Source organism: Mycobacterium sp. (assembly GCF_019243155.1).
GTDB lineage: Bacteria > Actinomycetota > Actinomycetes > Mycobacteriales > Mycobacteriaceae > Mycobacterium.
On record NZ_JAFAUS010000236.1, the window covers coordinates 1 to 14,871 of the forward strand.

At 68.7% G+C, this 14,871-nt stretch carries 12 protein-coding genes; 9 read left to right on the top strand and 3 right to left on the bottom strand.

The window, feature by feature from the left end; genetic code table 11:
* The first annotated feature begins 37 nt into the window (after positions 1-37).
* The 9 genes from dcd (at position 38) to rfbA (ending at position 10,674) form a co-directional block, all read left to right on the top strand.
* On the top strand, positions 38-610 hold the full coding sequence (gene dcd / locus JOZ00_RS11660) for a dCTP deaminase (RefSeq protein WP_293343921.1): 573 nt from the start codon (positions 38-40) through the stop codon (positions 608-610).
* 152 nt (positions 611-762) lie between these two features.
* A complete protein-coding gene (locus JOZ00_RS11665) occupies positions 763-2,673 on the top strand; it encodes a hypothetical protein (protein WP_293343923.1) in 1,911 nt (636 codons plus the stop codon).
* 271 nt (positions 2,674-2,944) lie between these two features.
* A complete protein-coding gene (locus tag JOZ00_RS11670) occupies positions 2,945-4,369 on the top strand; it encodes a hypothetical protein (protein WP_293343925.1) in 1,425 nt (474 codons plus the stop codon).
* Between the two features lie 19 nt (positions 4,370-4,388).
* On the top strand, positions 4,389-5,525 hold the full coding sequence (locus tag JOZ00_RS11675) for a hypothetical protein (protein ID WP_366022301.1): 1,137 nt from the start codon (positions 4,389-4,391) through the stop codon (positions 5,523-5,525).
* Positions 5,526-5,724: 199 nt separating this feature from the next.
* Positions 5,725-7,155, top strand: a complete 1,431-nt coding sequence (locus tag JOZ00_RS11680) for a hypothetical protein (RefSeq protein ID WP_293343941.1) — start codon at positions 5,725-5,727, stop codon at positions 7,153-7,155.
* A gap of 98 nt (positions 7,156-7,253) precedes the next feature.
* Complete coding sequence (locus JOZ00_RS11685; protein ID WP_293343928.1) at positions 7,254-8,579, top strand: UDP-glucose/GDP-mannose dehydrogenase family protein; 1,326 nt, start codon at positions 7,254-7,256, stop codon at positions 8,577-8,579.
* A gap of 42 nt (positions 8,580-8,621) precedes the next feature.
* Positions 8,622-9,377, top strand: coding sequence for a maleylpyruvate isomerase family mycothiol-dependent enzyme (locus JOZ00_RS11690; protein WP_293343930.1), 756 nt, complete (start codon positions 8,622-8,624; stop codon positions 9,375-9,377).
* Positions 9,378-9,406: 29 nt separating this feature from the next.
* Positions 9,407-9,781: a nuclear transport factor 2 family protein gene (locus JOZ00_RS11695; RefSeq protein ID WP_293343932.1), complete on the top strand. Its 375-nt coding sequence runs from the start codon at positions 9,407-9,409 to the stop codon at positions 9,779-9,781.
* A gap of 17 nt (positions 9,782-9,798) precedes the next feature.
* Complete coding sequence (gene rfbA / locus JOZ00_RS11700) at positions 9,799-10,674, top strand: glucose-1-phosphate thymidylyltransferase RfbA (protein WP_293343934.1); 876 nt, start codon at positions 9,799-9,801, stop codon at positions 10,672-10,674.
* On the opposite strand, the gene JOZ00_RS11705 is transcribed toward rfbA, so the two are convergent.
* From JOZ00_RS11705 to JOZ00_RS11715, 3 genes are all read right to left on the bottom strand, one after another.
* Positions 10,616-11,890: a YibE/F family protein gene (locus JOZ00_RS11705; protein WP_293343936.1), complete on the bottom strand. Its 1,275-nt coding sequence runs from the start codon at positions 11,888-11,890 to the stop codon at positions 10,616-10,618. The two genes, rfbA and JOZ00_RS11705, sit on opposite strands and share 59 nt — an antisense overlap.
* Positions 11,891-11,926: 36 nt before the next feature.
* Positions 11,927-13,216: a pyridoxal phosphate-dependent aminotransferase gene (locus JOZ00_RS11710; RefSeq protein ID WP_293343937.1), complete on the bottom strand. Its 1,290-nt coding sequence runs from the start codon at positions 13,214-13,216 to the stop codon at positions 11,927-11,929.
* A gap of 32 nt (positions 13,217-13,248) precedes the next feature.
* The coding region (locus JOZ00_RS11715; protein WP_293343939.1) for a heterodisulfide reductase-related iron-sulfur binding cluster at positions 13,249-14,871 on the bottom strand (1,623 nt) is incomplete at its 5' end.

Here is a 14,871-nt window from a genome sequence, read left to right on the forward strand (position 1 = left end):
TAGCATCTGACGCACGTCCAGCAGATAGGCTCGTCGGGTGCTGCTCTCCGACCGTGACCTCAGGGCCGAAATCACCGCCGGACGGTTGGGCATCGACCCGTTCGACGACAAGATGGTGCAGCCATCCAGCATCGATGTCCGCCTCGACTGCATGTTCCGGGTGTTCAACAACACGCGCTACACCCACATCGACCCGGCGAAGCAGCAGGACGAGCTGACCAGCTTGGTGGAACCCGCCGAGGGGGAGCCGTTCGTGCTGCATCCCGGTGAGTTCGTGCTCGGCTCGACGCTTGAGCTCATCACGCTGCCCGACGACCTCGCGGGGCGGCTGGAAGGCAAATCGTCCCTGGGCCGACTCGGCCTGCTAACTCACTCGACCGCCGGCTTCATCGACCCCGGCTTCAGCGGCCACATCACCCTTGAACTGTCCAACGTCGCCAACCTGCCGATCACCCTGTGGCCAACCATGAAGATCGGCCAGCTGTGCATCCTGCGGCTCACGAGCCCGGCCGAGCACCCGTACGGCAGCTCCCGCGTAGGGTCGAAGTATCAGGGCCAGCGAGGACCTACCCCGTCGCGCTCCTATCAGAACTTCATAAGTTCTACATAGCTTCGGCGGGGCTCCCGTGCGGCGCTTTTGGGGGATACTTAGTTAGCCATGGTTCTTTTCCTCCGCCTGGCCATGGTTCATCTGCAATACCTTTGGAGGGGTTGGTATTGGATATCGTGCTCGGGGTGTCGATGGCACCGGCATCAGTCCAAATGGTTGTCGTAGAAGGCGAATACGCTGACGGAGCCACAGTAGAAGAGGACGTCTTCGACGTCACGGCTGCCGATAACCCGGCCACCACGACCGCGTCCGACCAAGTGCTCGCCGCGATCATGGGCACCCGGGAGGGTGCGGCCGATGCCGGGCTGGAGCTCTCGTCCATCGGCGTGACGTGGACCGATCAACTGGAAGCCGCGGCGCTGCGCGACGCGCTGGCCGCGCACCGCATCGACAAGGTCATGCTGGTCTCGGCATTTCTCGCCGCGACGGCGCTGGCCCAAAATGTCGGCGGCGCAATGGGTTATGAGCGCACCGCCGTGCTGTTCGTGGAACCCGACACCGCGACGCTGGCCGTCGTCGAGACCTCCGACGGTTCCATCCCCGACGTCTATAAGCAGCAGATCCACGCGGATTCCTACCCGGAAGCCGCAGCGCAACTCCGCGGAATGGTCTCCGGGCTGGAGCGGCTCGAATCGGCGCCGGACGGCCTGTTCCTGGTCGGCTCGGGCGTCGACATCGCGCCGCTGAAACCTGCGCTGGAGTCGGCGACCTACCTCGAGGTGAGCGCGCCCGAGGAGCCGGAGACCGCGCTGGCCCGCGGGGCCGCCCTGGCCTCGGCGAACGCGCCGCTGTTCGCGTCCTCGACCGCCGCGCTCGCTTACGCGCAAGACCCGGGAACCGGTGCGGTTGACCAGTATTCACTGCCCGAGTACCTCTACACCCCGTTCGGTGCGGAACCCGGCGAGGACGACCTGGCCTACAGCGCCGTGCCGGACGAGGACGCCGACTCGCCGACCGTAGTCATCGAAAAGCTTTTCCTTCCCGAACAAAGCCGGCCCGAACCGCGCCGCAGGCCGGTCCTGCTGATCGGCAGCTGCTTGGCAGTGGTCGGCATCAGCGCGGTGCTGGCGCTGGAGATCGCGCTCGCGATCGGCATTCGCAATACGACGATCGCTCTGCAACCCACCCCGGGCCAGCACCTGATCGTCCCCGCCGCGCCCGCGCCCGCCCCGGTCGAGGCGGCAGCGCCGGCGCAAAAGCTCAGCGCGCCGGCGCCGGTGGCGGCGCCCCGGCCGATCGCTCCGCCGGCCGCCGCGCCGCTCCCAGTGGCCCCGCCGATTCCGGCGGCCCCTCCGCTACCCGCGGCCCCGGTTCCGGTACCGGTGCCGGTCGTGCTCCCTCCCGTCCACGTGCCGCTGCCCAATCCGGTGATCAATCCGCCGGTCATCCAGGCCCCGCCGCGGCTGATGCCACCGCAACCGGTGCTGCGCCAGCCGCCGATTCAGATTCCGCAGCCTCAGTCGCCGCCGGAAATCGGCCGCACCGGCCCGCAGTCTCCGCCGCACCAAATCCCTGGGGAAGGCACACTGCCCAAGCCGAACGGACCCGGTGGTCCCGGCGGCTTCGGTGGCGGGCACGGTCCGGAGCCGGGCTCGGGTCCGGGTGGTCCCGGCGGTTTCGGCGGCGGCCACAATCCTGCGCCGGGCTCTGGCCCTGGCGGCCCGGGTGGCTTTGGTGGCGGGCATGGTCCGGAGCCGGGCTCGGGTCCAGGTGGCCTGGGCGGTTTCGGTGGCGGGCATGCTCCCGAACCTGGCTCGGGTCCAGGCGGCGTAGGCGGCGGACACTCTGGCATTCCCGGTATCGGCGGCGGTGAGCCGGGTGGCGGCCACGCTGGTGGCGGTCCGTTCGGCGGAGGTCCCTTCGGTGGCGGCGGTCCGTTCGGCGGCGGCCACGGCGGTGGTGGCCCGTTCGATGGTGGTGGCGGCTTCGGCGGTGGCCACCCCGGCGGTGGCTTCGGCGGCGGTGGCGGCGGCTTCGGTGGCGGCCACAGCGGCGGTGGCTTCGGCGGTGGCGGCGGTGGCGGCCACGCCGGCGGCGGCGGCGGTGGTGGCGGACACAGGTAGCGACTGCCGCTGAATATGAAGCGACGGTTGACCCGACGGGAACCGCAGCCAAACACACTCAGCGCCCTCTCAGCGCCGCGCGGGTAGGGTTGAGTGACTGAGGCTGACCTGAAGCGCCGCCTCAGCAGCCAGAACTTCATAAGCCCAGCAATATCCCCGGATTTCAGCCCGAGCGCTGCTGTGGCAAGAAATCGGTGGTGAGTGCCGGCGTGCGCCGCGTACGGCGAAATCGTCGTGCGGTGGAGCAAACTAGCTAGGGGGAGCTTCAGCAGTGGAAGGCATCGTGCTTGGCGTCTCGATGGCGCCGACGAAGGTACGCATGGTGCTGGTCGAAGGAGAAAGCGCCGACGGGGTCACCGTCGACCAGGAAAACTTCGACGTCGAGGGCAATGGCCTGCGCTCCGGCGGGCCGTCAACCGCTCCCTCCCAGGTGATTTCGGCGATTCTGGGTACCCGCCAGGGCGCCACAAATGGCGGCTACGAGCTGCTGTCGACCGGAGTGACCTGGACCGATCACGTCCAGGCGGCGCAGCTGCGCGACGCTCTTATCGCTCACAAGGTCGAGAACGTGATGTTGGTGTCGGCCTTCATGGCCGCGGCCGCGCTGGCCCAGGCGGTCGGTGAAGCCATCGACTACACGCGGACCGGGCTGCTCTTCGTCGAGCCCTACTCGGCCACTCTGGCCGTGGTCAACACGTCCGACGGTTCGATCTCTCAGGTGGTTCGGAGGAATCTGCCAGACGACGAGGACCAAGCGGTCGCCGAGCTTGCCGACATCGCCTCCAGCGCCGAGTCGCTCGACTCGCATCCCGAGGGCCTGGTCGTCGTCGGCTCCGGTGTCGACATCCCGTTGATCAAGCCAGCCCTGGAAGTGGCGACGTCACTGGAACTGTCGGTGCCCGACGAGCCGGAGATGGCATTGGCGCGGGGCGCGGCCCTGGCGTCGGCGAATGCCCCGTTATTCGTGTCGTCGACGGTCGCGCTGGCCTACGCGCTCGATCCGGGCACCGGTGAGGTCGACCCGCTGGCCCTTACCGGGCAGTCCCCGGGACTGCTGCCCGCCTACCTGCCCGACTACCGCAACGTTGCGGAGCTCGCGGCCGGCGCGGCAGAAGCCAAATCCAACGTCGCGTACAGCGCCGTGCCGGACGAGGACGCCGACGCCGAGACGGTCATCGGTCTGGACGAAAAAGTTGAGCGGCGCAAGAACGTTCTACTTGTAAGTAGCGCTCTCGCAGTAATTTTCATCACCGTCGTCGTCGCGCTCGAGATCGCGCTGGCGATCGGCATTCGCCCGACGGTCGCCCTGCGCCCGAGCCCCAACGAAAACGTCGTCACCCCGGCGCAACCGAAGCCGGCGCCGGCACCCGCCCAAGTGCAGCCGAAGATCGAGCCCCCCAGGCCGGTGGCCGTGCCGCACCCCATGCACGCACCTTTCGTCGCGCCGGCTCCCGCGGCGCCGCCCATTCCCGTCATTCCGCCGCCGGTGTTCATTCCGCGCGCGCCGGTCATCCGGCCGCCGGTGCCCGGGTTTGGGGGCGGCCACGGACCGTTCGGTGGCCACGGTCCATTCGGCGGCGGTCACGGGCCCTTCGGCGGTTTCGGCGGTGGCCACGGGCCCTTCGGCGGTTTCGGCGGTGGCCACGGTTTCGGCGGTGGCCACGGCGGTTTCGGCGGCGGCCACGGCCACCGGTAACAACGGATTTGGAGGAACGTTGGACGTCGTACTTGGCGTGTCTCTAGCACCCGAGACGGTTCACATGGTGCTCGTCGAAGGCGACGCCGCCGACGGAGTCATCGTTGACCAGAACGGCTTTGCCTTGGGCGGCAACTCGACGGCCGCCGCAGCGGCAGACCACGTGATCGCGGCCATACTCGGGACGCGCGACAGCGCGGCCCACGGAGGCTACCGACTGAAATCCAGCGGCGTCAGCTGGACCAATCCGGCCGAGGCCGCTGCGCTGCGAAATGCGCTGGCGGCACGCAAGATCGAGAACGTCATGCTGGTTTCCGCGTTCATGTCCGCGGCCGCACTTGCACAGGCGACCGGCAGTGCGACCGATTGCGCCCGCACCGCACTGCTGCTCGTGGAACCGACCACGGCGACGTTGGCCGTTGTCGACTCCGCCGACGGATCCGTGGCCGACGTGCATCGCCATCCGTTGCCCAACAACCGCGACGCGGCGCTGACGAAGCTCGCCACGATGGTCTCGAAAGCCGAGTCGATGAGCGGCCGCCCGGACGGGGTGTTCCTCGTGGGCTCGGATGTGGACATCCGGTCGATCAAACCGACGCTCGAGGCGGCGACCCGACTGTCGCTGATCACGCCCGAGGAGCCCGAGTTGGCGTTGGCGCGCGGGGCGTCGCTGGCGGCGGCGAACGCGGAGCTCGGCGCACCTCGGACGCTGTCGATGCCTCCCGTGCAGAATCCCCCGATCGCGCCGGGCGTGCTCGCGTACAGCGCCCTGGGCGAAGCCGAGACCGACGCACCGGACGAGGCTCAATCCAGCGCCGAACCGCGAAACCGCCGGAAGTTGTTGTTGATCGTCGCGTGCGTGACGACTGTCTTCGTCGGCGGTGTGGTGGCGCTCGTGCTGGCCATCGGTGATCGGCCGCATTCCGATCAGCCGCCCGGTACCAGCACAAACGTCGTCGCACCGGAGACGGCGTCGCCGCCGAAGGCAGGCCCGCCGGGCCCGCCGCCACCATCGGCGGCACCGCCGCCCGAGGCACCGCCCCCAGCGCCTCCACCTGCCTCGCAGCAGACGCCGTCGCCACACTCCGAGGACCACCAACACTGGGAAGACTGGTTGCACCGCCACCTGGGCGGACAGGGGATCCCACTCCCGTAGAGAACGTCCCGCCCTGGCCGCCGGCGCCGCAAAGCGCGTAAAATCGGCACACTAGGGGAACACACGGTGGGGACCGGCGATTAATCGCGCCATCAGACCGCGCGACAAAGACCCTCCCTATCGTCACAGACTGGCAAGCGACTTTGGAGGAGCATTGGACACCGTACTTGGCGTGTCGATGGCGCCGACAGCAGTCGGGATGGTGCTGGTCGAAGGCGAAAACGGCGACGGCGCGACTGTCGACCAAGACAATTTCGAGGTACCGCCCGAGAATGACGCAGCAACAATCAGCGCAGCCGACCAGGTCGTCTCCGCGATTCTAGGGACGCGCGAGGGCGCTGCCGAGGGCGGCTACCAGCTGGCGTCGACCGGAGTCACGTTCACCGATCCCGTCGAGGCCGCCGCGCTGCGTGATGCGCTGGCCGCCCACAAGGTCGAGAACGTGATGTTGGTCTCGGCCTTTCTGGCCGCGGCGGCGCTGGCCCAAGCGGTCGGCAGCCAGACCAACTACGCGCAGACGGCGCTGCTCTACATCGAGCCCGACACCGCGACTCTGGCCATCGTCAACAGCGCGGACGGGTCGATCGCCGAGGTCCGTCGCCAGGCCCTGCCCGACGACGACGAGGCCGCGGTGGCCCAACTGGCCACGATGGTCTCCGATGCCGAGTCCTTGCAGCACCGGCCGGACGGCGTGTTCGTCGTCGGGCAGGGCATCGACGTCCCCCTGATCAAGCCCGCGCTGGAAGCGGCGACCTCTCTTCCCCTGACGGCGGCCGAAGAGCCGGAGACGGCACTGGCCCGTGGAGCCGCGCTGGCATCGGCGAACGCCCCGCTGTTCTCGTCGTCCACCGCGGCGCTGGCCTACGCGCAGGATCCCGGCACCGGTGCCATCAACCCGTTCGCGGTGGCTCCCGGCTACTTCGACCTTCCCGGTGAGGCCGGCGCCGACGCCCTCGCGTACAGCGCCGTGCCCGACGATTTAGACGAGTTCTACACCGGCGAGCACACTGCCGCGACGGAGCTGGTCGACGCCGGCTATCACGAGCAGCGCGGTTCGTTCCGGCTGGTGGGAAGCATCGTCGGCGGAGTCTTCGTCATCGGTGTGGTCGCGCTGGTCGTCTCGCTGGCCATCGCCATCCGGCCGACGGCAAGTGTGCGCCCCAGCCCGAACCAGAACGTCGTCGTCGCGCCCACCCGGCCCGCTCCCGCGCCGGAAGCCCCGGCACCGGTGCCAGCGGCCCCGCTTCAGGCGCCGGCGGCGCCGGCTCCGGCTCCCGCTGAGGCGCCGGCGCCTGCTCCTGCTCCCGAGGCTCCGGCTCCCGCTCCCGTCCAGCTCGCTCCGGTTCCGGTTCCCGAGGCGCCGGCTCCCGCGCCGATCCCGGTGGCCCCTGCCCCGGCCCCGGCTCCACCGCCTATGGCGCCCATTCCGGTTCCCATCCCGCTGCCCATCCCGGGCCTCGGCGGCGGCGGACCGGGCGGATTCGGGCCACCCGGCGGCGGATGGGGACCGCACGGCGGTGGCGGCGAGGGGCCGCACGGCGGCGGCGGATTCCCCGGGTTCCCCGGTGGCGGCGGCCACGGCGGCTTCGGTGGCGGCGGGGGCGGCCACGGCGGTTTCGGTCGCCACTAGCCCTACCTAGCGCCACTGCGGCCATCTGTCATCATTCGTTTACCTGACGCTTAGCCAGGGGATGGAGTTAGCTAATCGCGGCCACCTACAAGGGTGGTATGCGATGCACCGTCTTTGGCACGGGTTACCTGGGCGCCACTCACGCCGCCGGGATGGCGGAACTGGGACATGAGGTCGTGGGGGTAGATATCGACCCCGGTAAGGTCGCCAAGCTCGCGAGCGGTGAAGTTCCGTTTTACGAGCCTGGCCTGCCAAAGATCTTGACCGACAACATTGCTGCGGGACGACTGCACTTCACCACCGACTACGACATGGCGGCCGACTTCGCCGACGTGCACTTCCTCGGTGTGGGCACGCCGCAGAAGAAGGGCGAATACGGCGCGGACCTGCGCCACGTCAACGCCGTCATCGATGAGCTGGTACCCAGGCTGACCCGCTCGGCGGTGCTGGTCGGCAAATCGACTGTGCCCGTGGGAACTGCGGCCGAGCTCGGCCAGCGCGCCGCGGCGCTGGCTCCCCCCGGGGTGGACGTCGAAGTCGCGTGGAACCCGGAGTTCCTGCGCGAAGGCTACGCCGTGCACGACACGTTGCACCCGGACCGCATAGTCCTTGGCGTACAGCCTGATTCGGTGCGCGCCGAGGCGGCGTTACGCGAGCTCTACGCCGCCTTGCTGGACGCGGATGTGCCGTTCCTGGTGACGGACCTGCAGACCGCGGAGTTGGTCAAGGTTTCGGCCAATGCCTTTCTGGCCACCAAGATCTCGTTCATCAACGCGGTCTCCGAAGTGTGCGAGGCCGCCGGTGCCGACGTCAGCATGCTCGCCGACGCGCTCGGATATGACCCCCGCATCGGACGTCAATTCCTCAACGCCGGTTTGGGTTTCGGCGGTGGTTGTCTGCCCAAGGACATCCGGGCGTTCATGGCCCGCGCCGGCGAGTTGGGAGCCAACCAGGCGCTGACGTTCCTGCGCGAGGTGGACAGCATCAACATGCGCCGGCGCACCCGGATGGTCGAATTGGCGACCGCGGCGTGCGGAGGCTCGTTGCTGGGCGCCAACATCGCCGTGCTAGGTGCCGCGTTCAAACCCGAATCCGACGACGTCCGTGACTCGCCCGCGCTCAACGTCGCGGGCCAGCTGCAGCTCAACGGCGCCGCGGTCAACGTGTACGACCCGAAAGCCCTCGACAACGCGCAGCGGGTGTTCCCGACGCTGCACTATGCGGTGTCGGTCGAAGACGCCTGCGAACGCGCGGATGCGGTGCTGGTGTTGACCGAATGGCGCCAGTTCGTCGAGCTCGACCCGGACGACCTGGCCGACCTGGTGCGGGCCAAAGTCATCGTCGACGGCCGCAACTGCCTCGACGCGGCCCGCTGGACGCAGGCGGGGTGGAAGGTGTTCCGTTTGGGCGCGCCGCGCCCGTAGCGTCGCAGCGCCTCGACTGACCCGGCGAGTAGCCTGACCCGCGTGGACTATGCTGGCGCGTTCCTCGACGAAAACCGGGCTTTTGCGGAGCTTTTCCGCGATGTCGACGAGTCCACCCCGGTGCCGAGCTGTCCGGGTTGGAGCATGAGCCAACTGTTCCGCCACGTCGGCCGCGGCGACCGCTGGGCCGCGCAGATCGTGCGCGACCGGCTCGAGGGCTACCTCGACCCCCGCACGGTCGAGGGCGGCAAGCCGCCACCCGACCCGGCCGACGCGATCTCGTGGCTGCACGGCGGCGCTCAGCGGTTGATCGACGCCGTCGAGCTGACGGGTGTCCAGACGCCGGTATGGACGTTTCTCGGTCCGCGACCGGCGAATTGGTGGGTGCGGCGCCGCCTGCACGAGGTCGCGGTCCACCGGGCCGATGCCGCGCTCGCCGTCGGAAGCGAATTCACGCTCCAGCCGGATGTGGCGGCCGACGGGATCACCGAATGGCTCGAGCGGGTCGCGATCCAGGCGGGACGCGACGGCGCGCCGTTGCCGCTCGCGGACGGCGACACGCTGCACTTGCACGCCACCGATTCCGGCCTGGGGGAAGCCGGCGAGTGGACGATCCGCGTCGACGATGGGCGCATCGCCTGGTCGCACGAGCATGGCAAGGGTTCGGCAGCGCTGCGCGGAGGCGCAACCGACCTGCTGCTGGCGATCCTGCGCCGCGTGCCGCTCGCCGACACCGGCGTCGAGCTGTTCGGCGACGAGGGCGTGTGGAACGGCTGGTTGGACCGTACGCCTCTCTAGCCGCGAAGCCGCACGGTAATTTGCACACCATGACCACATCGGAGATCGCCACCGTTTTGGCGTGGCATGACGCCCTGAATGCCGCTGACATCGAGACATTGGAGTCCTTGTCCAGCGACGACATCGAGATTGGCGACGCGCACGGAGGCGCCCAAGGCCATGCGGCGCTGCGCCAATGGGCCGCCTCGCGCAAGGTGACCGCGGAACTGGGCCAGATGTACGTGCACGACGGGGTCGTGGTCGTCGAACAAAAGGGCAGCGCTCCCGACGATTCGGGCGCAGTCACCCGCAACGCGTTGGCCTTCCGGGTGGTACACGACCATGTCACCTCGGTGTTCCGTCATCAGGACCTGGCGTCGGCGCTGGCGGCCACCGAACTCACCGAGCGCGACCTCGTTACCTAAGGCATTAGGAGCCATTCATGCGCGGGATCATCTTGGCCGGCGGCTCGGGCACGCGCCTGCACCCGATCACGACGGGCATCAGCAAGCAATTGCTGCCCGTGTACGACAAACCGATGGTCTATTACCCGCTGTCCACCCTGATGATGGCCGGCATCCGCGACATCCTGGTGATCACCACCCCGCATGACGCGGACGGTTTTCGGCGACTGCTGCAGGATGGCTCGCAGTTCGGGGTCAACATCACCTACGTGACACAGGAACGCCCAGACGGTCTGGCCCAGGCATTCGTCTTGGGCGCCGATCACATCGGCACCGAATCGGTGGCTTTGGTGTTGGGCGACAACATCTTTTACGGCCCGGGACTGGGCACCAGCCTGAGCCGTTTCCAATCCATCAGTGGGGGAGCGATTTTCGCCTACTGGGTGGCCAACCCGTCGGCCTACGGTGTCGTCCAGTTCAGCGGCGACGGCACGGCGCTGTCGCTGGAGGAGAAGCCCGAGACTCCGAAATCGAATTACGCGGTGCCGGGTTTGTATTTCTACGACAACGACGTGATCGAGATCGCCAAGAGCTTGAAGAAGTCGGCGCGCGGTGAGTACGAGATCACCGAGGTCAACCAGATCTACCTCAACAGGGGCCGGTTGTCGGTCGCGGTGATGGCCCGCGGTACGGCGTGGCTGGACACCGGCACGTTCGACTCACTGCTGGACGCCAGCGATTTCGTCCGCACGCTGGAACGTCGGCAAGGCCTGAAGGTCAGCGTCCCCGAGGAAGTGGCGTGGCGCAGGGGCTGGATCACCGACGATCAACTGTCCGAGCGCGCCCAGAAGCTGCTCAAGTCCGGCTATGGCGGCTATCTGCTGGAGTTGTTGGAGCGGAGCCGGTTTCACTAGGTTTGGCCAGCACCGCAGCGATCGCCGTCGTCAGCGGTACCGACAGCGCCAGCGCGATGCCGCCGACCGCCGACCGGCAGATCTCGACGGCCACACTCTCGCTGGTCAGTACGTCGGTCAGCGCGCGGTTGGCGACGCTGAACAGCAACAGCAGCGGCAGCGAACTGCCGGCATAGGCCAAAACCAGCGTGTACACGGTGCTGGCGATGTGATCGCGACCCACCCGGATCGCGCCACCGAAAATGGCACGCCGCGTTGTGTTTTCGCCGAGCTGGGCGAGCTCGAACACCGTCGAAGCCTGGGTCACGGTCACGTCGTTGAGCACCCCCAGCGACCCGATGATGAAGCCCGCGAGCAGCAGGCCGCTGATCGACACGTGGCCCAGATATGCGCTGACGGTGGCGTTCTGCTCGTCGGACAGCCCGGTCAGCTGCGCCAGTTGTATTGCCGCCCAAGACAATCCCGCGGCCAGCAGCAACGATGACAGGGTGCCTAGCAGCGCGGCGCTGGTCCGCAGGCTGACCCCGTGCGCCAGGTAGATGACCACGTAGAGGATGGCCGCCCCGGCGACCAGCGCCACCGGAACCGCGGGAGCGTTCTCGCGCAGCGCCGGCAGTAAGAACACCACCAGCACCAGGAACGCGACCACGATGCCCACCAGCGCCAGCAACCCTCGCCAGCGCGCCACGGCGACGATGACCACCGCGAAGGCGATGGCCAGCCCGACCAGCGCCCAGCCGCGTTCGAAGTCATAGAACGCGTAGCTGGTGGTACCTCGATCGTCGACCTGCCGGGACAGCCGGATACGGTCTCCCGCTGCGAATTTCGGCTGGCCGGGGCCGGGGGAGGACTCCAGCAGCGTGTTGGCGCCCGCGTTCGGACCGGAGTCGATCGCGACCAGGGTCTGCACGCAGCGGCCGTTGTCCGGTGATCCCGGCTTCGGCTCGGTGGTGAGCACCTGACTGGCCGACGGGCTGCCGCAGTTGCCCAGCGCGCTGGACAGCACGTGCCCGGCCTGCGTGGTCACCGCGCCACCGTTCGCGTTCTGATACGGCATGGGGATGTCGACGTGTTGGCGGCTGGGCCACAACGCGATCGCACCGACGACCACCGCCACACCGATCGCGATCAGTAGGCCGACGACGATCTTGGCGGGCAGCGGGCCCACCGGGGCCGGCCCCGACAAGTCATGCGAATGCGCGTGTGAGTGAGTCACCCGGTCGAGCGTAGAGGGCGCTACCTGCGAGCTTCCTTACTGGCGATAGCTGACCAGGAAGTTGCCCAGCCGGTCGATCGCGGCCGCCAGGTCGCGGGACCACGGCAGCGTCACGATGCGCAGGTGATCCGGAGCGGGCCAGTTGAACCCGGTGCCCTGCGTGACCAGGATCTTCTCCTGCAGGAGGAGATCGAGCACCAACTGCTCGTCGTCGGTGACGTCGTAGACCTCGGGGTCCAGCCGCGGGAACGCGTACAGCGCCCCCTCGGGCTTTACGCAGGACACCCCCGGAATCTCGTTGAGCTTCTCCCACGCGACGTCGCGTTGCTCGAGCAGCCGACCGCCGGGCAGTACCAGGTCGTCGATGCTCTGGTGGCCGCCGAGGGCCACCTGGATCGCGTGCTGCGCGGGCACGTTGGGGCATAGCCGCATGTTCGCCAGCAGGTTGATGCCCTCGATGAAGCTGCCGGCGTGGTCCTTGGGGCCGGTGATCGCGAGCCAGCCCGCCCGGTAGCCGGCGACCCGGTAGGCCTTCGACAGGCCGTTGAAGGTCAGGCAAAGCATGTCGTGCGCGAGCGAGGCCACGTTGATGTGCTTGGCGTCGTCGTAGAGGATCTTGTCGTAGATCTCGTCCGCCAGGAGCAGCAGCTGGTATTCGCGCGCCAGGTTGACCATCCGGGTCAGGACCTCGTGGCTGTAGACCGCGCCCGTCGGGTTGTTGGGATTGATCACGACCAGCGCCTTGGTACGCTCGGTGATCTTGGATTCCAAGTCGGAGATGTCGGGCTGCCAACCCTGCGTCTCGTCGCACAGGTAGTGCACGGGGGTGCCCCCGGCCAGGGAGGTCGAGGCCGTCCACAACGGGTAGTCGGGGGACGGGATCAGCACCTCGTCGCCGTTGTCGAGCAGCGCCTGCAGCGTCATCGTGATCAGCTCGGACACCCCGTTGCCCAGGTAGACGTCGTCGACGTCGAACCGGGGGAATCCCTCGACCAGCTCGTAGCGGGTCACCACCGCCCGGCGCGCGGGCAGGATGCCCTGCGAGTCCGAGTAGCCCTGGGCGTACGGCAGGGCCTGGATCATGTCGCGCATGATCACGTCGGGCGCCTCGAAGCCGAACGGGGCCGGGTTGCCGATGTTGAGCTTGAGGATGCGGTGGCCTTCGGCCTCCAGCCGCGCGGCCTGGGCATGCACCGGTCCGCGGATTTCGTACAGGACGTCCTGAAGCTTGGACGACTGCGCGAAAGTCCGCTGCCGCTGGTGAGCGGAGGCGTTCAGGGGCAGCTGGTGAGTGGTCACGTCACCAATGGTGCCATTACTGTCCACTGAAATTTGCTGACAGCAGCCAAATCGTTAGGTCAGCGCTTGCCCGGCGGACGCGCGCCGCGTGCGATGCCCAGCCCCTTGACGGGCTGTGCCGGCGGGGCCACGTCGCCATTGGTTTGCTGAGCCGGCTCGGCGGGCTCGGGCTCGGCCTTCGCTTCGGGCTCGGCCTTCGCTTCAGGCTCGGCCCTCGCTTCGGGCTCGGCCTTCGCTTCGGGCTCGGCCTTCGCCTCGGTGGCCGGGGCCGCCTTCTTGGCACCGGGACGCTTGGCGCCCGCGGCGATGCCGAGGCCCTTCACCGGCGCGGCCGCAGGCTTGGCCTCTTCGGCCTTCGGCTCGTCGGCCTTCGTCTCAGAAGCGGGCGCCTCGGCCTGCGGGGCAGCTTCGGCTTTGGGCGCCGCCGCGGGTGCGGCCTTCTTGGCGCCGGGACGCTTGGCGCCCGCGGCGATGCCCAGCCCCTTGGCCGGTGTCTCGGTGGCCTTGGCTTCCTCGGCAGCGGGCTCGGCCTTGGCTTCCGTGGCCGCCTCTGCCTTGGGCGCGGCCGCGGGTGCGGCCTTCTTGGCTCCCGGTCGCTTGGCACCGCCCGCAATCCCGAGGCCCTTGACGGGCGCCTCGGTGGCCTTGGCCTCGCCGGCGTGCGCGGATGCCGCGGCCGCAGGTGCGGCCTTCTTCGCGCCCGGCCTCTTGGCGGCCCCGGCGATCCCGAGCCCCTTCACCGGCGCGGCGGGCACCTCGGACTTCGGGGCCTCGGCCGTCTCGGTGGCCTCATCGGCCTCCTCGGCCGGCGCTTCGGCGGGCGCGGTCGCGACGGAGGCCTTGGGGGCCTTGGGCGCCTCAGCCGCCCGCTTCTCGGCTTCCTTTGCGGCCGTTCCCTTTTCGGGCAGTATCGCCTTGTCGTACTCGAGGGACCCGAGCAGGATTTGGGCGACGTCGAGCACCTCGACGCCGCTGCGGCCGGCCTCTTCCTGCCGGTCGTTGACACCGTCGGTGACCATCACCCGGCAGAACGGGCAACCGGTGGCGATGGTGGCGGCGCCGGTGCCCAGCGCCTCGTCCACACGTTCGTGGTTGATGCGCTTACCGATGTGCTCTTCCATCCACATGCGCGCACCGCCGGCGCCGCAGCAGAAGCTGCGCTCGGCGTGCCGCGGCATCTCGGTGAGGTTGGCCCCCGCCGCGCCGATCAGCTCGCGCGGCGCCTCGTAGACCTTGTTGTGCCGGCCCAGGTAGCACGGGTCGTGGTAGGTGATGTCCTGGGAAACGGGTGTCACCGGCACCAGCTTGTCGTCGCGGATCAGCCGGTTGAGCAGCTGGGTGTGGTGCAGCACGCTGTAGTTCGCACCCAGCTGCCGGTACTCGCGGCCCAGGGTGTTGAAGCAGTGCGGGCAGGTGACGACGATCTTGCGGTCGACGGTCTCGACGCCCTCGAATAGCCCGTCCAGGGTCTCCACGGCCTGGGCGGCCAGCTGCTGGAACAGGAACTCGTTGCCCGACCGGCGCGCGGAGTCGCCGTTGCAGGTTTCGCCCGTGCCCAGCACCAGGTACTTCACCCCGGCGACGGCCAGCAGCTCGGCGACGGCCTTGGTGGTCTTCTTGGCCTTGTCGTCGTAGGCGCCCGCGCAGCCGACCCAGAACAGGTACTCGAAGCCGTCGAAGCT